The organism is Massilia sp. SYSU DXS3249 (assembly GCF_053668055.1).
The window spans coordinates 16225-39026 of sequence record NZ_JBSIPX010000007.1; the positions used below are offsets into that span (position 1 = coordinate 16225).

General features: G+C 66.2%; 20 protein-coding genes. 11 read left to right on the forward strand and 9 right to left on the reverse strand.

Annotated features, from left to right (window positions below):
* The first annotated feature begins 36 nt into the window (after window positions 1–36).
* The 3 genes from ACWCIA_RS10145 (at window position 37) to ACWCIA_RS10155 (ending at window position 3212) form a co-directional block, all read left to right on the forward strand.
* Entirely contained in the window at window positions 37–1098 is a 1062-nt protein-coding gene (locus ACWCIA_RS10145) for a 3-deoxy-7-phosphoheptulonate synthase (RefSeq protein ID WP_454162917.1), read from the forward strand.
* Window positions 1099–1194: 96 nt separating this feature from the next.
* Window positions 1195–2235, forward strand: coding sequence for a tRNA (adenosine(37)-N6)-threonylcarbamoyltransferase complex transferase subunit TsaD (gene tsaD, locus ACWCIA_RS10150; protein WP_454162919.1), 1041 nt, complete (start codon window positions 1195–1197; stop codon window positions 2233–2235).
* A 119-nt stretch (window positions 2236–2354) separates the two neighbouring features.
* Entirely contained in the window at window positions 2355–3212 is an 858-nt protein-coding gene (locus ACWCIA_RS10155) for an endonuclease/exonuclease/phosphatase family protein (RefSeq protein WP_454162921.1), read from the forward strand.
* Window positions 3213–3383: 171 nt separating this feature from the next.
* Here the strand turns inward: ACWCIA_RS10155 and ACWCIA_RS10160 are convergent, their stop codons facing one another.
* From ACWCIA_RS10160 to ybaK, 3 genes are all read right to left on the reverse strand, one after another.
* Window positions 3384–4046, reverse strand: a complete 663-nt coding sequence (locus tag ACWCIA_RS10160) for a DsbA family oxidoreductase (RefSeq protein ID WP_454162923.1) — start codon at window positions 4044–4046, stop codon at window positions 3384–3386.
* Between the two features lie 119 nt (window positions 4047–4165).
* Window positions 4166–4786: a glycerol-3-phosphate 1-O-acyltransferase PlsY gene (gene plsY, locus ACWCIA_RS10165; RefSeq protein ID WP_454162925.1), complete on the reverse strand. Its 621-nt coding sequence runs from the start codon at window positions 4784–4786 to the stop codon at window positions 4166–4168.
* A 94-nt stretch (window positions 4787–4880) separates the two neighbouring features.
* Window positions 4881–5372, reverse strand: a complete 492-nt coding sequence (gene ybaK / locus ACWCIA_RS10170) for a Cys-tRNA(Pro) deacylase (protein ID WP_454162927.1) — start codon at window positions 5370–5372, stop codon at window positions 4881–4883.
* A 38-nt stretch (window positions 5373–5410) separates the two neighbouring features.
* On the opposite strand from ybaK, the gene ACWCIA_RS10175 reads away from it, so the two are divergent.
* Window positions 5411–6385 (forward strand): endonuclease/exonuclease/phosphatase family protein, encoded by a 975-nt coding sequence (locus tag ACWCIA_RS10175; protein ID WP_454162929.1) that lies wholly within the window; start codon window positions 5411–5413, stop codon window positions 6383–6385.
* Here ACWCIA_RS10175 and ACWCIA_RS10180 read toward each other — a convergent pair.
* On the reverse strand, window positions 6366–8507 hold the full coding sequence (locus tag ACWCIA_RS10180; RefSeq protein WP_454162931.1) for a putative bifunctional diguanylate cyclase/phosphodiesterase: 2142 nt from the start codon (window positions 8505–8507) through the stop codon (window positions 6366–6368). The genes ACWCIA_RS10175 and ACWCIA_RS10180 overlap by 20 nt on opposite strands.
* A gap of 350 nt (window positions 8508–8857) precedes the next feature.
* On the opposite strand from ACWCIA_RS10180, the gene ACWCIA_RS10185 reads away from it, so the two are divergent.
* Both ACWCIA_RS10185 and ACWCIA_RS10190 read left to right on the forward strand, forming a co-directional pair.
* Window positions 8858–10075: an efflux RND transporter periplasmic adaptor subunit gene (locus tag ACWCIA_RS10185; protein ID WP_454162932.1), complete on the forward strand. Its 1218-nt coding sequence runs from the start codon at window positions 8858–8860 to the stop codon at window positions 10073–10075.
* A 4-nt stretch (window positions 10076–10079) separates the two neighbouring features.
* Complete coding sequence (locus ACWCIA_RS10190) at window positions 10080–13199, forward strand: efflux RND transporter permease subunit (RefSeq protein WP_454162933.1); 3120 nt, start codon at window positions 10080–10082, stop codon at window positions 13197–13199.
* Between the two features lie 222 nt (window positions 13200–13421).
* On the opposite strand, the gene ACWCIA_RS10195 is transcribed toward ACWCIA_RS10190, so the two are convergent.
* The 4 genes from ACWCIA_RS10195 to ACWCIA_RS10210 all read right to left on the reverse strand — a co-directional run bounded on the left by ACWCIA_RS10195 (window position 13422) and on the right by ACWCIA_RS10210 (window position 16489).
* Window positions 13422–13613 carry a hypothetical protein gene (locus ACWCIA_RS10195; protein WP_454162934.1) on the reverse strand — a complete coding sequence of 64 codons (192 nt, stop codon included), beginning with the start codon at window positions 13611–13613 and terminating at the stop codon, window positions 13422–13424.
* A 76-nt stretch (window positions 13614–13689) separates the two neighbouring features.
* The gene (xerD, locus tag ACWCIA_RS10200) at window positions 13690–14592 is read right to left on the reverse strand and encodes a site-specific tyrosine recombinase XerD (RefSeq protein ID WP_454162936.1); all 903 of its coding nucleotides are present in this window, start codon (window positions 14590–14592) and stop codon (window positions 13690–13692) included.
* On the reverse strand, window positions 14565–15089 hold the full coding sequence (locus tag ACWCIA_RS10205) for a methylated-DNA--[protein]-cysteine S-methyltransferase (RefSeq protein WP_454162937.1): 525 nt from the start codon (window positions 15087–15089) through the stop codon (window positions 14565–14567). The genes xerD and ACWCIA_RS10205 overlap by 28 nt, the downstream gene beginning before the upstream one ends.
* A gap of 395 nt (window positions 15090–15484) precedes the next feature.
* Window positions 15485–16489 (reverse strand): TRAP transporter substrate-binding protein, encoded by a 1005-nt coding sequence (locus ACWCIA_RS10210; protein WP_454163281.1) that lies wholly within the window; start codon window positions 16487–16489, stop codon window positions 15485–15487.
* A gap of 111 nt (window positions 16490–16600) precedes the next feature.
* Between ACWCIA_RS10210 and ACWCIA_RS10215 the strand changes: the two genes are divergently transcribed.
* The 3 genes from ACWCIA_RS10215 to ACWCIA_RS10225 all read left to right on the forward strand — a co-directional run bounded on the left by ACWCIA_RS10215 (window position 16601) and on the right by ACWCIA_RS10225 (window position 19793).
* Entirely contained in the window at window positions 16601–18604 is a 2004-nt protein-coding gene (locus ACWCIA_RS10215) for a sensor histidine kinase (RefSeq protein ID WP_454162939.1), read from the forward strand.
* A gap of 28 nt (window positions 18605–18632) precedes the next feature.
* On the forward strand, window positions 18633–19214 hold the full coding sequence (locus ACWCIA_RS10220) for a response regulator transcription factor (RefSeq protein WP_454162941.1): 582 nt from the start codon (window positions 18633–18635) through the stop codon (window positions 19212–19214).
* Between the two features lie 198 nt (window positions 19215–19412).
* Entirely contained in the window at window positions 19413–19793 is a 381-nt protein-coding gene (locus ACWCIA_RS10225) for a DUF3052 family protein (RefSeq protein ID WP_454162943.1), read from the forward strand.
* Here the strand turns inward: ACWCIA_RS10225 and queG are convergent.
* Entirely contained in the window at window positions 19788–20882 is a 1095-nt protein-coding gene (gene queG / locus ACWCIA_RS10230; RefSeq protein ID WP_454162945.1) for a tRNA epoxyqueuosine(34) reductase QueG, read from the reverse strand. The two genes, ACWCIA_RS10225 and queG, sit on opposite strands and share 6 nt — an antisense overlap.
* Window positions 20883–20941: 59 nt before the next feature.
* On the opposite strand from queG, the gene tsaE reads away from it, so the two are divergent.
* Window positions 20942–21427, forward strand: coding sequence for a tRNA (adenosine(37)-N6)-threonylcarbamoyltransferase complex ATPase subunit type 1 TsaE (tsaE, locus tag ACWCIA_RS10235; RefSeq protein WP_454162947.1), 486 nt, complete (start codon window positions 20942–20944; stop codon window positions 21425–21427).
* Window positions 21391–22794, forward strand: coding sequence for an N-acetylmuramoyl-L-alanine amidase (locus tag ACWCIA_RS10240; RefSeq protein WP_454162949.1), 1404 nt, complete (start codon window positions 21391–21393; stop codon window positions 22792–22794). Before tsaE ends, ACWCIA_RS10240 begins: the two co-directional genes overlap by 37 nt.
* Window positions 22795–22802 lie beyond the last annotated feature (8 nt).

Consider the following 22802-nt stretch of genomic DNA (forward strand, 5'->3'; position numbering starts at 1 on the left):
TACACTCGTCGATCGACCAGCCCAACGGACCGCACCATGCAGATCACCCCCGATATCGAAAATACCAACGTTACCTCGTTTGGACGCATGCCGACCCCGAGCGAACTGCACGCCAGCCTGCCGCTTTCCGAACGTGCCTTCACCAACGTCATGACTGGCCGCGCCGCGCTGCGCGACATCCTCGACCGCAAGGACAAGCGCCTGTTCGTGGTGGTCGGCCCCTGCTCGATCCACGATCCGGAAGCCGGCCTCGATTACGCGCGGCGCCTGAAACAGCTGCAGGAAGAAGTCGCCGAGACCATGCTGCTGGTGATGCGCGTCTATTTTGAAAAGCCGCGCACCACCACCGGCTGGAAGGGCTACATCAACGATCCGTTCATGGACGACTCGTTCCAGGTCGACGTCGGCATGCAGCGCGCGCGCCAGTTCCTGATCGACGTGTGCGAGCTGGGCCTGCCGACCGCCACCGAGGCGCTCGACCCGATTTCGCCGCAATACCTGGGCGATCTGATCGCCTGGACCGCGATTGGCGCCAGGACCACCGAATCGCAGACGCACCGCGAGATGTCCTCGGGCCTGTCGACGCCGGTCGGCTTCAAGAACGGCACCGACGGCGACGTGAGCATCGCGATCAATGCGGTGCTGTCCTCGGCCAATCCGCATGCCTTCCTGGGTATCAACGACAAGGGCGCGGTCTCGATCGTGCGCACCCGCGGCAACGCCTACGGCCACGTAGTGCTGCGCGGCGGCGGCGACCGCCCGAACTACGACTCGGTCTCGGTCACCATCGCCGAACAGGCCCTGAAAAAAGCCGGCCTGCCGGCCAACCTGGTGGTCGACTGCTCGCACGCCAACAGCTACAAGAAGCCCGAACTGCAGCCGCTCGTGATGTCGGACGTGATCCAGCAGATCAAGCACGGCAACAAGTCGCTGGTCGGCGTGATGATCGAATCGAACATCGTGGCCGGCAACCAGCCGATCCCGGCGGACCTGACCCAGCTGAAGTACGGCTGCTCGGTGACGGACGGCTGCATCGGCTGGGAAGACACGGCGACAATGCTGCGCAATGCGCACCGGGAGTTGATGCAGCGGCCTTGACGCCGGCACCCGTGGATCATTCGCGCCACCCAAGGTCGCGGATGGTCCATCTGCTTTACAATACTCCCCTTCCGCTTTCCCCTTCCGGCTTTTCCCATGATTGTTCTCGGCGTCGAATCCTCCTGCGATGAAACCGGCCTGGCTCTGTACGATACCGAGCGCGGCCTGCTGTCCCATGCCCTGCATTCGCAGGTAGCCATGCACGAGGAGTACGGCGGCGTGGTGCCGGAACTGGCGTCGCGCGACCACATCCGGCGCGCCCTGCCCCTGCTCGAGCAGACCCTCGGCGAGGCCGGCATCGCCGCCTCCAGCATCGACGCCATCGCCTACACCCAGGGCCCGGGCCTCGCCGGCGCGCTGCTGGTCGGCTCGTCGGTGGCCTGCAGCCTGGCGCTCGCGCTGGACAAGCCCGTGCTGGGCGTGCACCACCTCGAAGGCCACCTGCTCTCGCCGCTGCTGGCCAGCGAGCGCCCGGAGTTCCCCTTCATCGCCCTGCTGGTCTCGGGCGGGCACACGCAGTTGATGCGGGTGGACGGCGTCGGCCGCTACACCCTGCTCGGCGAAACCCTCGACGATGCGGCCGGCGAAGCCTTCGATAAATCGGCCAAGCTGCTCGGCCTGGGCTACCCCGGCGGGCCGGCGATCTCGCGCCTGGCGGAATTCGGCGATCCGAACGCCTATACCCTGCCGCGCCCGATGCTGCATACGAAAGACTTCAACTTCAGCTTCTCGGGCCTGAAGACGGCCGTGCTGACCGTGGTGAAGAACCACGAGGAGAAGGTCGTCGCCAACATCTGCGAGCAGGACAAGGCGAACATCGCGCGCGGCTTCGTCGACGCGATCGTCGACGTGCTCACTGCGAAATGCGTCAACGCGTTGCGCCACACGGGCCTCAAGCGCCTGGTGATCGCCGGCGGCGTGGGCGCGAACGCGCAGCTGCGCGCGTCGCTGAATGCGGCAGCCGCCAAGCGCAAGTTCCGCGTCTTCTATCCGGAGCTCGAGTTCTGCACCGATAACGGCGCCATGATCGCCTTTGCCGGCGCCATGCGCCTGGAGAGGAATCCCGCGCTGGCGACCCGCGATTACGCCTTCAATGTGCGGCCGCGCTGGCCGCTGGACGAGTTGGAAGCCGCGTAAAAAGAGGCTTGCAAGGCGGCCAAAAACCGTGAACTTGCCACGCTGACATCGATCCTACCGTGTGACCGCACCGCGCCAAACGATGGCAATATCGGGCGGTTCAGTTTTCGGAGGCCTACATGCGCGTTGTTAGTTGGAACATTCATTGGGGCTGTGGGAAGGACGGGCGCATCCGCATCCACGCAATCATCGACGTGCTTCGCAAGCTCAACCCGGACGTCATCTGCCTGCAGGAAGTGGCGGCGAACCACCCGGAACTCGAAGGCAGCGCCACCGCCAACCAGTTCAAGCAGCTGGCGGGCGCCTTTGGCGGTTACCACGCGATCGAGCACGCTCCCAGCGAAATCTACCGCAGCAACGTCCCCCGCCTGTTCGGCAACCTGGTCCTCTCGAAATACCGCATCACCCAGGCCCACCGCCACCTGCTGCCCTGGCCGGCCGACCCGGCCGGCAAGCCGGGCATGCCGCGCGGCGCGATCGAGGTCGTGCTCGACGCGCCCGGCGCCAAGCTGCGCCTGATGACCACCCACCTCGAATACCACTCTCCGCTGCAGCGCATGGCCCAGGTGCACCGCCTCCGCGAACTGCACGCGGAAGCCTGCGCGCGCGCGGCCGGCTTCGCCGCCCACCCCGAACTCGATGCGCCCTACCAGCTCGGCCTGCGCCCGGCCTCCGCCATCTACTGCGGCGACTTCAACATGGCGCCCGGCGCCGACGACTACCAGGCTTTACTCGCCCCGGGGACGGACGGCGCCCCCGGCCTGGTCGACGCCTGGGCCGCCCTCCACCCCGGCCACGGACGCGCCCCGACCGCGGGCCTGCACGGCTATCCGTGGCCCGACAAGCCCGATTGCTACGATTATTTCTTCGTGACGGAAGACCTGGCGCCGCGCGTGGCGGCGGTGGAAGTGCAGTCGGAGACGGCGGCGTCGGATCACCAGCCTGTGGTGCTGGACCTAATTCCGGGCGGCGGCTGAACGTAGGTGGACGGTTCCACCCGTCCGTATGCGCCGCGTTGACGTATTCGCCGTCCACGCGTTCAACCATCTGATGACATGTCGCGATGTCTCGCCCGGTGCTTGAACGCGTGGACGGCGTCACCGCTAACGGCTGTCACCTTTCCGGGTGGAGCCGTTCACCCTACAACATCACACCAACGGCGACTCGCCCTGCGCCGCAATCTCGCGCAGCGCGCGCTCGAACACTTCCGGCGGCTGCCCGCCCGAGATCAAATGGCGCTGGTTGATCACGATCGCCGGCACCGAGCGGATGCCGGCGCGCTGGAAGAACAGCTCCGTTTCGCGCACTTCGTCGGCGAACTCCCCGCTGTCGAGGATGCGCTGCGCCTCGGTCGTGTCCAGGCCCACCTGGCCGGCCACGCGCACCAGCAGCTCGCGCGAGCTCGGGTCTTCGCAGTGGGTGAAATAGGCTTCGAACAGGGCGAGTTTCAGCGCGTGCTGGCGGCCCTGCGATTCGGCCCAGTGCAGCAGGCGGTGGGCGTCGAAGGTGTTGTAGATGCGGCCGCGGCGCGCCATGTCGAAGGTGAAGCCGACCGCTTCGCCGCGCTGGCGGATCGTTTCGCGCGACTGGATCTGCTGCTCCAGCGGCGCCCCGTATTTTTCGGTGATGTGCTCGACGATGTCCTGGCCCTCGGGTCCCATGTCGGGATTGAGTTCGAAGGGCTGGAAATGCAGCTCGGCCGTGACATCCGGCGCGACGCGCTCGATCGCCTGTTCCAGGGACTTGAGGCCGATCGCGCACCAGGGGCACGATACGTCCGACACGAAATCAATCCTCAATTGCTTGCTCACACAACACCGCCTTCCTGATAGGGATGCCGGCGCAGGGTGCGCCGGCGTAAAAAGCGGATATGGGGATGCTTGCGAGGGAATCAACGGGGACGTGGGCGCGGCATCTGCGCCCGACGGACTTACTTCTTCTTCGCCCCCGCTGCCTTGCTGCCGATGCGCGATTCCTTGCCGGCAATCAGGTTGCCGATGTTGCTGCTGTGGCGGAACAGCAGGAGCGAGCTCATGGCGACAACGGCGAACAGGATCTCGTCCACGCCGAACAGCAGGCCATAATAAAACGGGGCGAAGATGGCGGCGATCAGCGCGGCCAGCGACGAATAGCGGAAGGCGTAGGCCACGGCCAGCCAGGTGACCAGCGTGGCCAGGCCCAGCCAGACGTTCAGGCCGAGCAGCACGCCCAGCGCGGTGGCCACGCCCTTGCCGCCGACGAAGCGGAAGAACACCGGCCACAGGTGGCCCAGGAACACGGCGATGGCGACCAGCGCGATGCCGCCGTCGTCGAGGCCGTATTGCGGACCGAACTTTACTGCCAGCCACACCGCCAGCCAGCCCTTGGCGCCGTCGCCGACCAGGGTGGCGATCGCCGCCTTCTTGCTGCCGCTGCGCAGCACATTGGTCGCGCCCGGGTTCTTCGAACCGTAGGTGCGCGGGTCGGACAGGCCGAACACGCGGCTCATCACGACGGCAAAGGAAATCGAGCCGATCAGGTAGGCGGCGACGGTAGCGATCAGGGTGTTCATGTTGTCTCTCTCATAGGGCCCGTTCAGCGGGCTCGTGAATATACACCAGCGCAGGACGCGGCGGAAGTTAGCTGGCCTCGTCAGCCGACGATCATCAGTCGTCCAGGGCGCACTGCACCGGTTTGGCGCCGAGCACCTCGACCAGCACGCCAGGTGCGATGCCGACCAGGTAGCCGCGCCGGCCGCCGTTGATATAGATCTTCTCGACGTCGAGGATCGATTCCTCGACGTACACCGGCATCGCCTTGCGCGTGCCGAAGGGCGAGGTGCCGCCCACCAGGTAGCCCGAATGGCGCTGGGCCACCTCCGGCTTGCAGGGCTCGACCTTCTTGCAGCCGATCTGGCGCGCCAGTTCCTTGGTCGACACCTTGCAGTCGCCATGCATCAGCACGATCAGGGGCTTGGCCGCTTCGTCCTGCATCACCAGGGTCTTGACGACCTCGTGTTCGGGCACGCCGAGTGCGCGCGAGGAAACGGCTGTGCCGCCATGTTCTTCGTAGGGATAGGGATGCTCGGAAAAAGCCACTCCTTCCTTGCGCAGGAACCCGGTGGCGGGTGTCTCGGACACGTGCTCTTTCTTGGCCATGCGTGATACGCTAAACACTGGAATAAAGGGTTTCTATTATGCAGCAAGAAATACGCTTTGCCACCTTTAACGTATGCAACCTGGCGCCCCCGGGCGTGAAGCTGTACGACAACCTGCTGCCGACCACCGAGGCCGAATACGAGGCCAAGCTGAACTGGACGGCGCACCAGCTCGACCTGCTCGACGCGGACGTGATCGGCTTCCAGGAGATCTTCTCGCAGGCAACGTTAAAAGAGGTGCTGGCGCGTACGCAACGCTACCGCGAAGCCTTCCACCTCGGCTTCGATCCGGACCCTGCCGCGATGCGCCTGACGCCGAGCGTGGCCCTGGTGTCGCGCCTGCCCCTCTCCGGGCCGGCCGAGCCGATGCTCGAGTTCCCGCGCGGGATCGAGCTCCCCAGCGGCAGCCGCGACGCCGCCCGCTTCACCCGGGCGCCGCTGCACGCCGTCGTCACCGTGTCGCCCGACGTCCTCGTCGACGTGGTCGTGGTGCATCTGAAATCGCGCCGCCCCGACTACCGCACCGGCGACACCGGAGAAGACCCTGCCCTGTACGCGCTGGCCTGTCTGCGCTCGCTGATCCGGCGCGGCACCGAAGCGGCCGCCCTGCGCGTGCTGCTCACCGAAATGGGCCGCGCCAACCGGCGCCCGCGTGTGGTGCTGGGCGACTTCAACGACGTCGCCGATTCGGTGACGACCAGCATCGTGCTCGGCGCCGGCACGCCGCTCGGCGACCGCCTGTATGACGCCAGCCAGGTGCAGCGCCGGGTCGACCATGCGCGCCACCTCGGCTTTTCGAGCGTGCACGAAGGCCATTACTCGACCATCGACCACATCCTGGTATCGGAAGAATTCAACGGCGCGCTGCCGAACGCGATCGGCGAAGTCGTCGACGTGCTCTACCTGAACGACCACCTCGACCTCGAGCTGCCGGAAGCGTCCGACCACGGGCAAGTGCTGGCCCGCATCCGCCTCTACGACGAGGGACACGGCCTCATGGAGGCGGGGCTGTAGGGGATGAATTTTCAGGGGGTGCCGGCGCGGGCGGCGGCCCACCCGCATCGGTGTCTTTCGTGTTCACATAAAAACCCTGGTATTCGTCGCACCCGTGCTGCGCCAGGTAGCGCAGCTGCTCTTCCGTTTCCACGCCCTCCGCGGCCACCCGCAGCTTCAGGCTGCGCGCCAATGCGATGATCGCCGGGATCATCGGCGCCCCATCCGGCGCGTTCACGATGTCGTCCACGAAACTGCGGTCGATCTTCAGTTTCGACAGCGGGAAGCGGCGCAGGCTGGCCAGGCTGGAAAAGCCGGTGCCGAAGTCGTCGACGGTCAGCTGCACGCCGCGCTGGCGCAGCGTGTCGAGGGTGGCGAGCGTGGCGGCATTGCCGCCCATGATGGTTTTTTCCGTGATCTCCAGGTCGAGGAATTCCGGCGCCAGGCCGGACGCCTGCAAGGCTGCATCCACGTAGCCGAGCAGTTTGTCGTGGTTGAACTGGACGTTCGACAGGTTGACCGCCACCACCACCGGAAAGCCGGCGTCGCGCCAGCGGCGCGCCTGCTGGCAGGCTTCGCGCAGCACCCATTCGCCGATCGGCACGATCAGGCCGGACTCGTCGGCAGCGGCGATAAAGGCCTCCGGCAGCAGGCGCCCGCGCTCGGGGTCGCGCCAGCGCAGCAGCGCCTCGAAGGCAACCGTGCGGCCGCTTTGCACGTCGATTTCGGGCTGGTAGTCGAGTTCGAATTCGCCCTGCTCCAGCGCACGCCGCAGCCGCCCTTCCATCTCGATGCGCTCCTGCACGCGCGCATTCATGGCCTGGCTGAAGAAATGGAAGGCATTGCGTCCGTTTTCCTTGGCGTGGTACATCGCCACATCGGCATGGCGCAACAGGGTTTTCGGGTCGCTTCCGTCGCCCGGGCAGATGGCGACGCCGATCGATACCGACATGTTCAGCTGCCCGCCGCCCGCCGCCACCGGCCGCGCCACCGCCTGCAGCACGGCCCTGGCCACGTGGGCGACATGGGCCGCCTGGTCGACGCCGCCGATGTCGGCCAGCAGCACGACAAATTCGTCCCCGCCCAGGCGGCTGACCGTATCGACCCGGCGCACGCAACGCCGCAGCCGGTTCGCCAGCTCCTGCAGCACGGCGTCGCCGGTCTCGTGGCCATGGTTGTCGTTGATCGTCTTGAAATGGTCGAGGTCGATGAACATGATGGCGAACTGGCGGCCCTGGCGGGTGAACGCGGCCAGCGCCTGCTCGAGCCGGTCCATGAACAGGATGCGGTTCGGCAAGCCGGTCAGCGCATCGTGCTCGGCCTGGTGGCGCGCCTGTTCGACGGCGCGGCGGCGCTCGCTGATGTCGGACAGCATCACCATGTAGCTGGTCAGCACCCCATTCCCATCCTTGATGCCCGACAGTGCCGCGCGCACGGGAATGGCGCTGCCGTCGCGCCGGGCTCCCCACAGCTCGCCTTCCCAATGGCCGTGGCCGTCGAGATGGTCGCGCAGGCGGTCGCACAAGGCGCGGTCCTGCACGCCCAGCCGCAGGCTCGGCAGCAAGGCGCCGACGACTTCGTCCGGCGCGTAGCCGGTCAACTCGGTGTAGGCGCGGTTGGCCGCCAGCACGCGGTGCTCGCGGTCGACCAGCAGGATGCCGTCGCGCGCATGGTCGAACACCTGGCTGGCCTGGCGCAGCGATGCTTCGAGCACCTTGCGCGCGGTGACGTCGACCTCCATGCAGAAGACCTGGCGCGCCTCGCCCTCGCCCGGCACCGGAAAATGGCTCGAATGCAGCCACAGGCGGCGCCCGTCGCGCAGCTCGACGTGCCAGTCATGGCCGTTGACGGCCTGGCCGGTGCGCCAGACCGAGGCGATCGCGTCCTCGAATTCACGCTCCTCGCCCAGGTGCTTCACGAGGCTCGTAAACGGGCGGCCGAGGGCCTCGCCTGCGGGAATGCCGAGAAGCTCGGCACAGGCGTGGTTCCAGAAGCGAACGATGCCGTTGCGGTCCTGGCTGTGCACGGCCACCGCAGGGCTGAGCTCGATGGCGGCGACGAAGCGGTACAGCCAGTCGAGCACTTCGCGCGCCGGCCCGCCGGGAATCGCGGACAGGGGCGGTACGGGCAGTTCGCTACTCACAAGCAATCCTGTTCTCAAGTGAAACGATAGCGCCGGCGCGCCCGGATCGATCCATTCTTGACGGCGCCAATCTGTTCATATTTGCGCGTACGCAAACGTATCGCAGGCGCATAAATTGCGCACGCCGCGACGGCGTCCTGTCCGCTTTTTCTGCACTTCAGCGTCCACAAACGCCTGCTTATCGCATTCCGATGGCGTCCGGGCTTGTCAATTTCTATAGTTCCCGCCATGCGCACGGAGCTCCGGATCACCAGAAGACGGAGCACGCGCGCCCCCAATTCGCTCCTCCCTGCACTTCTTTTCTTGTGCTCTTAACAATTCAAACAACGGCCGCCATGAAAATCGAAACCTTGCCACTGACTCAAGCGTCCCCTCTTTCCACCCGGCGCCGCTGGCGCAAACCGGTCATTGCGCTGGTGCTGGCGGCCCTGGCCGGCGGCGGCTGGTATGCATGGCAGGGCAAGCAGGCGGCGCCTCCGCCGGCGGCCGCCAAGAAAGCGGACAAGCCGACCGTGTTCGAGCTGGCGCAGAACGACGTGGTGACGGTCGAAGCGCGCGAACTGGCGCTGCGCCTGCCGCTGTCGGGCTCGCTCGCGCCGCTGGCGCAGGCCACCGTCAAATCGAAGGTCTCGGGCGTGGTGCTGGAAACGAGCGTGCGCGAAGGCATGACCGTCAGCGCCGGCCAGGTCATCGCGCGCCTGGACGATGCCGACGCCCGCGCCCGGGTCGCCCAGCAGTCGGCCATGCTCAAGGAAGCCAACGCGCGCCTGGCCCTGGCCACCAAGAACGAAGCCAACAGCCAGGCCCTGCTCAAGCAGAACTACATCTCGCAGAATTCCTTCGACACCACCCGCAACAGCGTCGAGCTGGCCCAGGCGGCGGTCGATGCGGCGCGCGCCCAGCTCGACCTGGCGCGCATCGCCCTGAACGACACGCAGATCCGCGCGCCGCTTTCCGGCGTGGTCAGCAAGCGCTTCGTGCAGGCCGGCGAGAAGCTGTCGCCGGACAGCCCGGTGATGGCCATCGTCGACCTGCAGCACCTGACGCTCGACGCCCAGGTGCCGGCGTCCGACATCCCGCGCGTGCAGGTCGGCCAGGACGTGCGCTTCCGCGTCGACGGTTTCGACGCCCGCGAATTTTCGGGCAAGGTGGCGCGCATCAACCCGGCCGCCGAAGCGGGCTCGCGCTCGATGCTGGTGTATATCAGCGTGGCCAATACCGACAACCTGCTGCGCGCAGGCATGTTCGCGAAAGGCCAGATCACCACCGACAAATCGGGCGCGCGCCCGATCGTGCCGCTGGCCGCGCTGCGCAAGGATGGCGCGCGCGACGTGGTCTACCGCGTCGACGGCGGCAAGGTGGTGGCGCAGCCGGTCGAGCTGGGCATGCGCAACGAGGATGAGGGACTGGCCGAAGTCACGGGCGGCGTCGAAGCCGGCGCCGTGCTGCTGGCGGTGCCGCTCGACGGCGTCAAGCCGGGTACGCAGGTGAAGCTGGCCGGAGCGAAAACCGGCGCCTCGGCGCCGGTCGCAGCGACCGCTTCTTCTTCCCCTGCGAAGAAAGGCTGACGCCATGTGGATCACCAAAGTCAGCATTCGCCACCCCGTTTTCGCGACCATGGTCATGGTCGGCCTGATGGTGCTCGGCCTGTTCTCCTACCGCTCCCTGGGCGTGGAGAGCATGCCGAACGTCGAGATCCCCTTCGCCTGGGTCGAGACCCAGTATCCGGGCGCCTCCCCGGAGCAGGTCGAGAACGACGTCACGCGGCCGATGGAAGAAGCCATCAACACGGTCAGCGGCATCAAGAACATCCGCAGTAATTCCTGGGAAGGCCGCAGCGGCGTCTCGATCGAGTTCCACATCGCCACCAACATGGACAAGGCGATGCAGGACCTGCGCGACAAGGTGGCGCGCGTGCGCCCGGCCTTCCCGAAGGAGGTCAAGGAACCGTTCGTGATCCGCGCCGACGGCGAGAACCAGCAGCCGATCGTGCGCCTGTCGGTCACCTCGACGGAACGCGACATGCGCGCGCTGTCGACGCTGGCCGAACAGGTCATCGTCAAGCGCCTGCAGAGCGTGGCCGGCGTGGGCGAGGTGCGCACCGGCGGCGTGGCGCGGCGCCAGATCCTGGTGCACGTCAAACCCGAGCAGCTGCGCAGCCAGAACATCGGCATCGACGAAGTGCTGCGCGCGATCCAGGCCACCAACGCCAATCTCCCGGCCGGTAATCTGCAGTACGGCGCGGCCGAGCGCCTGGTGCGGGTCGAAGGCAAGATGAAGGAAGCGCGCGAGTTCAACAACATCATCGTGGCGCGCCGCGCCAGCGGCCCGGTCTACCTGTCGCAGGTGGCCGACGTCGTGGACGGCGAGCGCGAGGAGACCTCGATCTCGCGCGTCAACGGCGTGCGCGCCATTTCGCTCGACATCACCAAGGTCCAGGATGCGAACACGGTGCAGGTCGGCACCGGCATCATCAAGATGGTCGAAGAGCTGCGCAAGACTATGCCGGCCGACGTGCACTTCCGCGTGATGGACGACCAGTCCACCACCGTCCAGCACCAGCTCGACAACGTCAAGCGCACCATCATCGAAGGCGCGATCCTGACCATGGTGATCGTGTTCCTGTTCCTGCACTCCTGGCGCAGCACGGTCATCACCGGCCTGACGCTGCCGATCTCGGTGCTGGCCTCCTTCATCGCGATGCGCTACTTCGGCTTCACGCTGAACTTCCTGACCCTGATGGCCCTCTCCCTGTGCATCGGCCTCCTGATCGACGACGCGATCGTGGTGCGCGAGAACATCGTGCGCCACCTCGGCATGGGCAAGAGCCACCTGCGCGCCGCCGAGGAAGGCACCAACGAGATCGGTCTCGCCGTGATGGCGACCACCTTCGCGATCGTCGCCGTGTTCGTGCCGATCGCCTTCATGGACGGCATCATCGGCCGCTTCTTCCTGCAGTTCGGCGTCACCGTCGCCGTGGCGGTGCTGGTGTCGCTGTTCGTCAGCTTCACGCTCGACCCGATGCTGTCCTCGGTCTGGCCGGACCCGGTCCAGGACCGTTTCAAATATGTACCGTGGCTGGGCCGCCTGATGGCGAAGATCGAGGTCGGCATCGAACACGTGCACGTGCTGTACGGCCGCGTGCTGGCGCTGGCCCTGCGCTGGAGGAAGGCTACCCTGGCGCTGGCGCTGGGCATCTTCGTCGGCAGCCTGTTCCTGATCCCGATGATCGGCGGCGAGTTCGCGCCGAAGACCGACAACGGCTTCATCGAGATGCGTTTTAAAACCCCGGTCGGCTCGAGCCTGGCCTACACCGACGGCAAGGTGAAGCAGGTCGAGGAAGCGCTGCGCGAGTTCAAGGAGATCGACGCCATCAGCAGCGCCATCGGCGTCTACGAAGGCCACAACAGCGCTCAGGTCGTGCTGAAGCTGACCGACGTGAAGAAGACGGGGCGCCGGTCGCAGGAAGAGATGGAATCGGTGATCCGCCAGCGCCTGTCCTCGATCGCCGGCATCACGATGTCGGTCGGGAACAAGCCGATCTTCATCGCGATCCTGGGACGCGACGAAGCCAAGCTCGACGCCGCCGCGCACAAGCTGATGGACAAGATGCGTGCGATCAAAGGTGTGGCCGACATCGAGTACAGCCAGGAAGGCGCGAACCCGGCCACCGTCATCAAGATCAACAACGAGCTGGCCAGCGACCTGGGCCTGTCGGTGGCGCAGGTGGGCGCGGCGCTGCGTCCGTTCGTCGGCGGCGACCAGATCAGCCACTGGCTGGCGCCGGACGGGCAGAACTACGAAGTCAACGTGCAGCTGCCGAGGAGCGGCCGCCAGAAGGTGGCGGACCTGGCCGACCTGTCGCTGGCTTCTTCGCGTGTCGATGCGAGCGGCAACCCGATCATGGTGCCGCTGCGCCAGGTGGTCGAGTTCGTGCCCTCGTACAGCCCGCAGGTGCTCAAGCGCCAGGCGCTCGAGCGGCGCGTGGCGATCTACGCCGGTGTCGAAGGCCGGCCGTCGGGCGACGTCAACGGCGACATCAAGAAGGCGATGGATTCCATCGAGCTGCCGGAAGGCGTGCGCTTCGACGTCGGCGGCGACGCCCAGCAGATGGCCGAGACCATGGCCAACTTCGGTTCGGCGATCGTGATTGCGATCATCTTCATCTACCTGGTGCTGGCTTCGCAGTTCGGCAGCTTCCTGCAGCCGATCGCGATCATGATGTCGCTGCCGATGTCGCTCATCGGCGTGCTGCTGGCCCTGCTGGCGACCGGCAGCACCCTGAACGTGTTCTCGGTGATCGGGGTCGTGATGCTGATGGGCCTGGTGACGAAGAACGCGATCCTGCTGGTGGACTTCGCCAACCACGGCCAGCGCGAGGGCAAGGGACAGTTCGCGGCCATCCTGGAAGCCGGCCAGGTGCGCCTGCGCCCGATCCTGATGACGACGCTGGCGATGATCTTCGGCATGCTGCCGATGGCGATCGGCGCCGGCGACGGCGGCGAGACGCAGGCGCCGATGGGCCGCGCCGTGATCGGCGGCGTGATCACCTCGACCTTGCTGACCCTGGTCGTGGTGCCGGTGGCGTACAGCTACCTCGACAATCTCGGCAAGCGTGCCCGGCGCTGGTTTGCGAAGGGGCACGAGCACGTGGCCGATGTCGTGCCGGTGATCGCGAAGGAAAGCGCGTAACGAAGGAGCATGAGGTAGGGTGGACGGCTTCACCCGAACGTTTGGATTACACAAACGTCAACGCCGTCCACGCGTTCAACCGGCCGAGGCTGAACCGTGCAGTGGTTTGCATCGACTGGTTGAACGCGTGGACGGCGTAAGTGTTACGTTAATACCCAGTATGGGGTGGAGCCGTCCGGTGAACTCGTCATTGAGGCCACTGGCCTCAATGACCCCTACGAATTACGACTGCGCCTGTGTCTCCTGCGCATCGGCATCAGCCTCTACCCCAGCCTCGCCCCCCTCTGCCGCTTCATCCCCTGCCCCCTCCGGATGGTTCTTCGCTTCTGCTTTACGCTTGGCTTTCTCTTCCGCCTTGCGCTTCTTTTCCAGTTCCCGTTGCCGCTTCTCGTATTGGAAGTTGGTTTTGGCCATGATCACCTCGTGTGCGCTGACTTGATAGGAGTGGTGCGGGAGCTATTATGACCCAGTTAAGCTTTCAAAATTTGAATTAACCACGTGGATGATGCGCCGCATGCAGGTGCTTCAGGCGCTCGCGCGCAACATGGGTATAAATCTGTGTGGTGGAAATGTCCGAATGTCCCAGGAGCAGTTGCACTACGCGCAGGTCAGCGCCATGGTTCAGCAGGTGGGTGGCAAACGCATGGCGCAGCGTATGCGGCGACAGCGGCCCCTTGATGCCGGCCTTCGCCGCATGCTTCTTGATGAGCACCCAGAACATCTGGCGCGTCATCGGCCCGCCGCGGCCTGTCACGAACAGCGCATCGTCGACCTGCCCGTTGAGGATGATGCCGCGCGCATCCTTCAGGTAACGCTCCATCCAGCCGCGTGCTTCGGCGCCGAAGGGCACCAAGCGTGTCTTGCTGCCCTTGCCGGTGATGCGCAGCACGCCGTCGTTCAGGCTCAGTTCGACAACCTTGAGGGCCACCAGTTCCGACACGCGCAAGCCGCTGGCATACATGAGTTCCAGCATGGTGCGCTCGCGCAGGCCCAGTGGCGTGGAGACGTCGGGCGCGGCCAGCAAGGCCTCGACCTGCTGCTCGCTGAGGGTGTGCACGAAGCGGGTCGGCTGGCGCGCGGTGGCCATCTTGAGGCAGGGGTCTTCGCTGACCGCGTTGCGGCGCAGCGCCAGCGCGTAGAAGCGCTTGAGGACCGACAGTCTCCGGTTGGCGGTGCTCGGCTTGGTGTCGGGATGGCGCTCGGCGAAATAGCCGGCCAGGTCTTCCGGCGCGGCGCCGAGCAGGCCGCGTCCTGGCCGTTTGGCCTCGAGCCAGCCTGCGAACAGGCGCATGTCGCGCCGGTAGGCGTCGAGCGAATTCTTTGCCAGGCCCTGCTCCAGCCACAGGGTATCGCAGAACTCGTCGATCAGTCCCAGATCGCCTGTTGCTGCCATGGCGATGCGGTGGCCCCTTCGTGACGCAGCAGCCAGCGTTTCACCGACAGGTGAAAGCCGTTTTCGTCGTCGTTGTTGGAAAAACCGCCCAGGCCGCCGGCGGCGGTGACGCGGTGGCAGGGGATGACGAGCGGGAACCAGTTGGCGCCGCAGGCCTGGCCGACGGCGCGCGGCGCCGAGCCGATCTCCTTGGCGATCCGCCCATAGGTGAGGACCGAGCCGCGCGGGATGGCGCTGATCGCGCCCCACACCCGCTTCTGGAAGGCGCTGCCGGTCTCGAACAGCGGCAGGTCGAAGCGGAAGTCGGGATCGAGCAGGTAATGCTCGACCTGGCGCGCGGCCAGTTCGGCGACCGCGTTCTCGGGCGCCTTTTCCTCGAACCGGGGCTGCAGGTACACCATCTCGCGCACCCGCTCGCCTTCGGTGCGGATACCCATCGCGCCGAAGGGGGCCGCCACGATGGCGGAAAACAGCTCGCTGCCTTGTTGTGTCGTCATGGGTTTAGTTTACTCCGGCGGCGCGCTGTCTACCAACTTTTTCGCTGAGGCAATGCTGGTGATTCGCAGGGCGGGCACAGCCGAAAAAAAAGCGCACCCAAAGGTGCGCTTCAATCATGGTCACGTCCCGGTCGTTTGGCGTACCAACGACTTCTGTCAGACGTGAGTCTCCTCTCATGATTCTCCGGTATGGACTACCGTATTGTTGTGCCCTCCCCAAGACCTGTACTCGCGTGTGTCCGGGCGTCATGCACTGTTTCAGTGCCGACAGCGCCCAATCATAACGCAACTGTAGCAACGGAGAATAGCTTTTTATATACGGTTTATGAAAAACCGCGATGGACGAGGTTTCGCCGCCACAGCCGGACTTCCGGTCGCTACCGCGTGCAACAGTTTCAGCGCCCAGCCGTCTCGCGCGCAATCGCCCCGATCAGGCCCTTGCCGATCCGGTTTTCCATCTGCCGGTGCACCGGCAACAGCGCACGGCGCCAGGCCGCCTGCTCCTGCGGCGTCGGATGGTAGATGGCGGTCTTGCCGGCCTTGCGGATCGCTTCCAGGGCCAGGTCGTTGTCGCGCTGGGCGATGGTTTTCTCGAAGGCGGTCGCCTCCTCCATCGCACCCTCGAGTTGGCGCCGGATGTCGCGCGGCAGCCCGTCCCAGAACTTCTTGTTGACGATGACGGCATAGCCCAGGTAGCCGTGGTTGGACACGGTCAGGTGCTGCTGCACCTCGTGCATCTTCTGGGTGTACATGTTCGAGGGCGGATTCTCGGTCCCGTCCACCAGGCCCGTCTGCAGCGCCTGGTACACCTCGGAGAAAGCCAGCACCTGCGGCCGGGCGCCGAGGGCGCGCATCTGCGCGTCCAGCACGGTCGAGGACTGGATGCGCATGCGCAGGCCGCGCAGGTCGCCGGGCAGGTGCAGCGGCTTGTTGGCCGACATGATCTTGAAGCCGTTGTCCCAGTAGGCCAGGCCCGTGATGCCCTTCGGCTCGAGCTTTTCCAGCAGCTGCCTGCCGATCCGGCCTTCGGTGACGGCATACAGCGCGGCTTTCGAGGGAAAGATATAAGGCAGGTCGAAGGCTTCGAATTCCTTCACGCCGAGCGGGCCGAACTTCGCCAGCGAGGGCGCCAGCATCTGCACGGCGCCCAGCTGCAGGGCTTCCAGCTCTTCCTTGTCCTTGTAGAGCTGGCTGTTCGGATACACTTCGACTTTCACCCGCCCGCGCGTCGCCCGTTCGGCCAGCTGCTTGAAGCGGATCGCGGCCTGGCCCTTCGGGGTGTCGGTGGCGACCACGTGGCTGAACTTGATGACGATCGGCGCCTGCGCGCGGGCCGCGTTGGTGCCCAGCGCCAGGCCAAGGGCCAGGGCCGGGCCGGCGATGAGGGCCAGCCGCCGCATGTTTGTCTTCTGCATGTTATCGATTACTGTATCTGCTACCTGGAAGCGTGCGAGGAATGTCGCCCCGAATTTCCCAATACTACCAGTCCAACAAAACCTCCACGGCCGCGCATGAAAAATCCTTTTAGACTGCCCCGCCGCGCCAACCTGTCGCGTCCATGGCGCTGGCTGGTGCCGGTGCTGCTGGTGCTGCTGTTCCTCGCCGTGCTGTTCTGGCTGCCGTGGCAGGCGCGCCAGATGGAAGCCAACGAGCGCCAGGAGCAATTGATTGCCGATACCTTGTGGGTCGAGCAGACGCTGCGCTTCGAACTCGCGCGCAGCGAGGAAGCGCTGGCCGCGCTCGGCGCCGACCTCGCCGTCAAGCCGCCCGCGCCGGAGGTGCTGCAGGCCCGCTTCAACCAGATGTTCAAGAACGGGCCGGAACTGCGCCGCGTGCTGTGGCTCGGCGCCGATGGCGCGGTGCAGGCGCAGTTCGGGACCGACCCGCCGGTGGCCAACGCGCAGGCGGAAGGCCTCGAGACCCACGACATGGCGCGCCTGACCCGCGCCGGCCGCTACACCGAGCCGTATGGCGCCACCCGTGGTTCCCCCGGCCTGGTCGACTATTACCTGCCCCTGTTCCGCGGCGGCGCCTATGCCGGCACCCTGCAGGCCACCTACGACCTCGATGCGCTGCTGGACGAGGCCGTCCCCTGGTGGTTCGCCCAGGACAATGCCCTGACCCTGCTCGACCGCGGCGACAAGCCGGTCGCCGCGCGCGCCGCCGGTGGTCCCGGACGCGGCGTCTACACCCACCGGCGCGCGCTCGACCTGCCGGGCGCCTCGATCGTGCTCGCCACCGACAGCGTCAAGGGCGCGCCGCGCCTGCTGCCGAACCTGTTGGTCGGTTCGGTGATCGTGCTGGCGCTGGGACTGCTGTGGAGCCTGCTCGCGCTGTGGCGCCACATCTCGCGCACGCTCGCGGCCGAGGCCGCGCTGCGCCAGCAGATGGCGTTTCGCACGGCGATGGAAAACTCGCTGATCACCGGGCTGCGCGCGCGCGACCTCGAGGGCCGCGTTACCTATGTCAACAAGGCCTTCTGCGAAATCGTCGGGCTGCCGCAGGAAGAACTGGTCGGCAGGATGCCGCCGATGCCCTACTGGGCGCCGGAAGTGCGGGGCGAGTACGAGGAACGCTTCGCGGGGGTGCTGGCCGGCACCATCACGCCCCAGTTCGAGACCGTGTTCCAGCGCTCGGACGGGGTGCGGGTGCCGGTGCTGGTGTTCGAAGCGCCGCTGGTGGACAGCCGCGGCAAGCAGACCGGCTGGATGAGTTCCATCCTCGACATCACCGACCGCAAGAAGGCCGAGGAACTCAACCGCCAGCAGCAGGAAAAACTGGAAACGAGCGCGCGCCTGGCGACCATGGGCGAAATCTCGTCGATGCTGGCGCACGAGCTGAACCAGCCGCTGGCGGCCATTTCCAGCTACACGGCCGGCGCCCTGAACGTGCTGGACAAGGCGAGCAAGGACGCGCCGCTCGAACCGACCCTGCTGCGCCGCGCGCTGGAGCAGGCGCGCCAGCAGGCGCAGCGCGCCGGCCAGATCATCAAGAGCGTGCACGAGTTCGTGAAAAAGAGCGAGCCGAAGCGCGAGACGGTGGCGATCGCCAGCGTGATCGACGAGGTGCGCGCCCTGATCGAGCTGCAGGCGCGCCAGTCCTGGGTCTCGCTGCAGATCCAGCTGCCGCCCGCCCTGCCGCCGGTACTGGCCGACCGCCTGCTGCTCGAGCAGGTCCTGCTGAACCTGACGCGCAACGGCATCGAGGCGATGGCGGAGGCGCCGCCGGAGCACCGCATCCTGCGCATCACGGCCGCGCACGACGATGCCCAGGTGTCGGTGTCGGTGATCGACCACGGCCACGGCATCCCGCCCGAGGTGGCCGAACGCCTTTTCTCGCCCTTCTTCTCGACCAAGGCGGAAGGCATGGGGATGGGCCTGTCGATCTGCCGCACGGCCATCGAGTTTCACGGCGGCACCCTGACGCACGCGCCGAATCCGGGCGGCGGCACCGTCTTCACTTTCAGCCTGCCGCGTGCCGACATCGCCAGCACGGCGGCCGCCGAGCTACAATGACGCGGACAAGAAGAACCTGGAGACCCGCATGCTGCATATCGTCGACGACGAAGACGTGATCCGCGACGCCCTCGCGTGGCTGGCGCAATCGCGCGCCCTGCCCGCGCGCGGCTATGCGGGCGGCCAGGCCTTCCTCGACAGCATCGGCGCGCCCGACCCGGAAGGCGACTGCGTGCTGCTCGACGTGCGCATGCCCGACATGAACGGCATCGCCGTGTTCGACCAGCTCATCGGCCGCGGCCTGCTGCCCCGGCTTCCCGTCATTTTCCTCACCGGCCACGGCGACGTGCCGATGGCGGTCGACTCGCTCAAGCGCGGCGCCTTCGACTTCTTCGAAAAACCCTTCAACGACAACGACCTGATGGACCGCGTCGACCAGGCCCTGGCAGCCTCGCGCGCCGCCGCCAGCGCCGCCCAGGTACAGGCGCGCCTGGCCACGCTGTCGGCCCGCGAACGCGAAGTGCTCGACCTGATCCTGGCCGGCAAGATGAACAAGGTGGTGGCGGACGAGCTCGGGATCAGCATGCGCACGGTCGAGGTGCACCGGGCGCATATCTTCGACAAGATGCAGGTCAAGACGGCGGTGGAGCTGGCGGGCTTGCTGAAGTAGCCAGCGTTTCCGTTTTCCGCGCATGTGGGGCTGTTGCCTGCCCTTCCCAGCCCAGCTACAACTTCCGGTCGCAAAACCCCGCGCACAGGACGTCCCAAACTCCGCCCGTTTCGGGGATCGCTTGTAAAATCAAGCTGAACGCGTTGCCGCCGGCGCGCCCATGGCCGACAACTTCGCCAACTTCTTTAGGGAAAGCACATGAACGAAAAGACAGTTGCAGACAGGATGTTTTTGCGCAACGCGAAATCCATGCTGATCATCAATGGCGGGGTGCACCCGACGGTCGTGTCGCAGTTTCCGCAGCAACTGATCCAGGAAGGCGACGGTCCTTTCGATGTGATCATGATGTTCTGCATGAATCGCAAGGACCTCGAGCAATACCTGCCGACGGCCAAGGAACGCCTGGGCGACAAGGGCTCGCTCTGGATCGCCTACCTGAAGCAGACCGCCTCGAAGGCCACCGATATCAATCGTGACTCGATCAATGCCTATCTAAAGGAAAACGGTATCACTGCCGTGGCAATGATTTCGATCGATGGCGACTGGTCCGCCATGCGCGCAAAACGCATCGAGCTATGAAGCGTGTCGGGCCAGCGCCCATGCCACGTGTTCGCGCACCAGTGCGGACGGGTGGTCGGCGCGCGCCTGCAGGGCCGCCACGATAGCGGGATCGCCCCGACGCGCATCCGCACTATTCCCCATGCCGATGGCCAGGTTGCGCAGCCAGCGCTCGTGGCCGATGCGGCGGATCGGACTGCCTTCCATCCTGCGGTTGAATTCTTCTTCGCTCCACCCGAACAAGTCCACCATGCTCGAATCGCCCAGGCCGTTGCGCTCGTCGAAATCCGGCACGCTGGCGCGCTGCGCGAACTTGTTCCACGGGCACACCAGCTGGCAGTCGTCGCAGCCGTAGATGCGGTTGCCGATCAGCGGCCGCAGGTCGACCGGAATGCTGCCCTTCAGCTCGATCGTGAGGTAGGAGATGCAGCGGCGCGCGTCGAGCCGGCCGGGGCCGAGGATGGCGCCGGTCGGGCAGGCGGCGATGCAGTTGCTGCAATTGCCGCAGTGGCCGCTCGTCGGCGCATCGACCGGGAGCGGCAGGTCGACCAGGATTTCGCCGATAAAAAAGGTGGAGCCGGCTTCGCGCGACAGCAGCAGCGTGTGCTTGCCGCGCCAGCCCAGGCCCGCCTTTTCCGCCAGCGGCAATTCCATCACCGGCGCCGAATCGGTGAACACCCGGTAGCCGTAGTCGCCGATCTCGCCCTTGACCCGCGCGGCCAGTTGCGCCAGGCGGTTGCGCAGCACCTTGTGATAGTCGCGGCCACGCGCGTACATCGACACCACGGCCGCGCCGGGCTCGCGCTGGCGGGCCAGCTCGCGCTCGCGCCAGGCGTCCGATGCGTCGGGCTTGAGCGGCAGATAATCCATGCGCGCGACGATGGCGCGCACCGTGCCCGGCACCAGCTCGGCCGGCCGGGCGCGCTTCATGCCGTGGCTTGCCATATAATCCATCTCGCCGTGGTGGCCCGCCGCTAGCCAGGCGCGCAGGCCCTCTTCGGCGTGCGCCAGGTTGACGTCGGCGATGCGCACGTCGGCAAAGCCCAGCTCCGCGCCCCATGCCTTGATGGCGCGCGTCAATTCGTGCAGGTCGGGAACGGGTGTGGACATACGGCGTGAACGGTGACAATCGCGGCGCGAGCGCGCCGCCAAACATGACATTCTAATTGATGCAGTCCTTCAAAGCTTACCTTCCAGACGAATCGGCCACCCTGCAACTCGGCGCGGCCCTGGCGCGCGCCATCGTGCCCGGCCTCGTCGTCTACCTGCACGGCGACCTCGGCGCCGGCAAGACTGCGCTCACCCGGGCGCTGCTGCACGCGGCCGGGCACCAGGGCACGGTGAAAAGCCCGACCTATACCCTGTCGGAACCGTATCGCGTCCAGCTCGACGGGGCGCCGGTCAACGTCATCCACTACGACCTCTACCGCATGTCCAGCCCGGAAGAATTCCTCGACGCGGGCTTTCGCGAGGATTTCGATGGCAGGAACGTCTGCATCGTCGAGTGGCCGGAAAAAGGCGAACCAGTGTTGCCGCCACCCGACTTACGTGTGTTGCTTTCGGTCAGCGGCCACGGCCGTGATGTAGAATTGCAGGCGTTGTCTCAATTGGGTCTGCTATGCCTCGACCGACTCTCCTTCGCTCCCCCCGCCTGACGTCTTCTACGCGCCGCACCGTACTGAAAGCCGGCGGCACGCTGCTGCTCTCGGTGGTCGCCCCCTTGCCGGCCAGCGCCGCGCAGATCCTGGCCGTGCGCGTGTGGCCGGCGGACGACTACACCCGCGTCACGCTGGAAAACGACACCAACCTGAAGGCCGACCATTTCCTGCTGTCCGATCCGCCGCGCATGGTGGTCGACATCGACGGCCTGGCCCTGAACGACACCCTGAAAAGCCTGGTCGCGAAGATCGAGTCGAACGACCCTTACATCAAGCAGGTGCGCGTCGGCCAGAACCGCCCGAACGTGGTGCGCCTCGTGTTCGACCTGAAGGAAGAAATCAAGCCGCAGGTCTTCACGCTGGCGCCGGTGGCGGAATACAAGCACCGCCTGATTTTCGACCTGTATCCGATCCGCGAAGCCGACCCGATCGCCGCCCTGATCGAAAAGGGAGAGTGGTCGCCGGGCGACGGCACCCCGACCGCCGTGCCGGCCGAACCAGTTCCCTCGGCCCAGCCGGTGGCGCCCGACCCGATCGCGCGCCTCGAAGCGGAAATCGCGATCATGAACGGCAACCCGCCGGCGCGCCCGGTGCAGCCGGCGCCTGCGCCGAACACGCCTGCACCGAAGCCGGCCGCCCCCGCCAACAACGTCATGCGCATGGTCACCATCGCGCTCGACCCCGGCCACGGCGGCGAAGACCCGGGCGCGATCGGCCCGAGCGGCACGCGCGAAAAGGACATCGTGCTGGCGGTGGCGAAAAAGCTCAAGTCGCGCCTGGAAGCGCTGCCGAACACGCGCGTGATGCTGACCCGCGACGGCGACTATTTCGTCCCGCTCGGCAAGCGCGTGGAAAAGGCGCGCAAGGTGGAGGCCGACCTGTTCGTCTCGATCCACGCGGACGCCTTCATCGAAGCGCGCGCACGCGGCTCCTCGGTGTTCGTGCTGTCGGAAAAAGGCGCCAGCTCGACGGCTGCGCGCTGGCTCGCGACCGACCAGAACAAGGCCGACATGATCGGCGGCGTCAACCTCGCCAAGCACGACCGCCAGCTGGCCAGCGTCCTGTTCGACCTCTCGACCACGGCCCAGATCAACGACAGCCTGAAACTCGGCAAGGCGGTATTGGGCGAGATCGGCGGCATCAATCGCCTGCACAAGGCGGCCGTCGAGCAGGCGGGGTTTGCCGTCCTGAAGGCGCCCGACATCCCCTCCATCCTGGTCGAGACGGCCTTCATTTCGAATCCGGAAGAGGAAGCCAAGCTGAAGGACGACGGCTACCAGGACCAGCTGGCCGCCGCCATCACCAAGGGCATCAAGCGCTATTTCTCGGCCAATCCGCCGATGGCGAAAAGCCGCACGACCTGACGGTGCGC

Coding starts and splice junctions, on each gene's coding strand:
- tsaD (WP_454162919.1), top strand. CDS start 1,195: ATGATTGTTCTCGGCGTCGAATCCTCCTGCGATGAAACCGGCCTGGCT.
- queG (WP_454162945.1), bottom strand. CDS start 20,882: ATGTCCACACCCGTTCCCGACCTGCACGAATTGACGCGCGCCATCAAG.
- ACWCIA_RS10215 (WP_454162939.1), top strand. CDS start 16,601: ATGAAAAATCCTTTTAGACTGCCCCGCCGCGCCAACCTGTCGCGTCCA.
- ACWCIA_RS10190 (WP_454162933.1), top strand. CDS start 10,080: ATGTGGATCACCAAAGTCAGCATTCGCCACCCCGTTTTCGCGACCATG.
- ACWCIA_RS10210 (WP_454163281.1), bottom strand. CDS start 16,489: ATGCGGCGGCTGGCCCTCATCGCCGGCCCGGCCCTGGCCCTTGGCCTG.
- ACWCIA_RS10240 (WP_454162949.1), top strand. CDS start 21,391: ATGCCTCGACCGACTCTCCTTCGCTCCCCCCGCCTGACGTCTTCTACG.
- ACWCIA_RS10195 (WP_454162934.1), bottom strand. CDS start 13,613: ATGGCCAAAACCAACTTCCAATACGAGAAGCGGCAACGGGAACTGGAA.
- ACWCIA_RS10205 (WP_454162937.1), bottom strand. CDS start 15,089: ATGACGACACAACAAGGCAGCGAGCTGTTTTCCGCCATCGTGGCGGCC.
- tsaE (WP_454162947.1), top strand. CDS start 20,942: ATGCAGTCCTTCAAAGCTTACCTTCCAGACGAATCGGCCACCCTGCAA.
- ACWCIA_RS10145 (WP_454162917.1), top strand. CDS start 37: ATGCAGATCACCCCCGATATCGAAAATACCAACGTTACCTCGTTTGGA.
- ACWCIA_RS10220 (WP_454162941.1), top strand. CDS start 18,633: ATGCTGCATATCGTCGACGACGAAGACGTGATCCGCGACGCCCTCGCG.
- ACWCIA_RS10155 (WP_454162921.1), top strand. CDS start 2,355: ATGCGCGTTGTTAGTTGGAACATTCATTGGGGCTGTGGGAAGGACGGG.
- plsY (WP_454162925.1), bottom strand. CDS start 4,786: ATGAACACCCTGATCGCTACCGTCGCCGCCTACCTGATCGGCTCGATT.
- xerD (WP_454162936.1), bottom strand. CDS start 14,592: ATGGCAGCAACAGGCGATCTGGGACTGATCGACGAGTTCTGCGATACC.
- ACWCIA_RS10225 (WP_454162943.1), top strand. CDS start 19,413: ATGAACGAAAAGACAGTTGCAGACAGGATGTTTTTGCGCAACGCGAAA.
- ybaK (WP_454162927.1), bottom strand. CDS start 5,372: ATGGCCAAGAAAGAGCACGTGTCCGAGACACCCGCCACCGGGTTCCTG.
- ACWCIA_RS10175 (WP_454162929.1), top strand. CDS start 5,411: ATGCAGCAAGAAATACGCTTTGCCACCTTTAACGTATGCAACCTGGCG.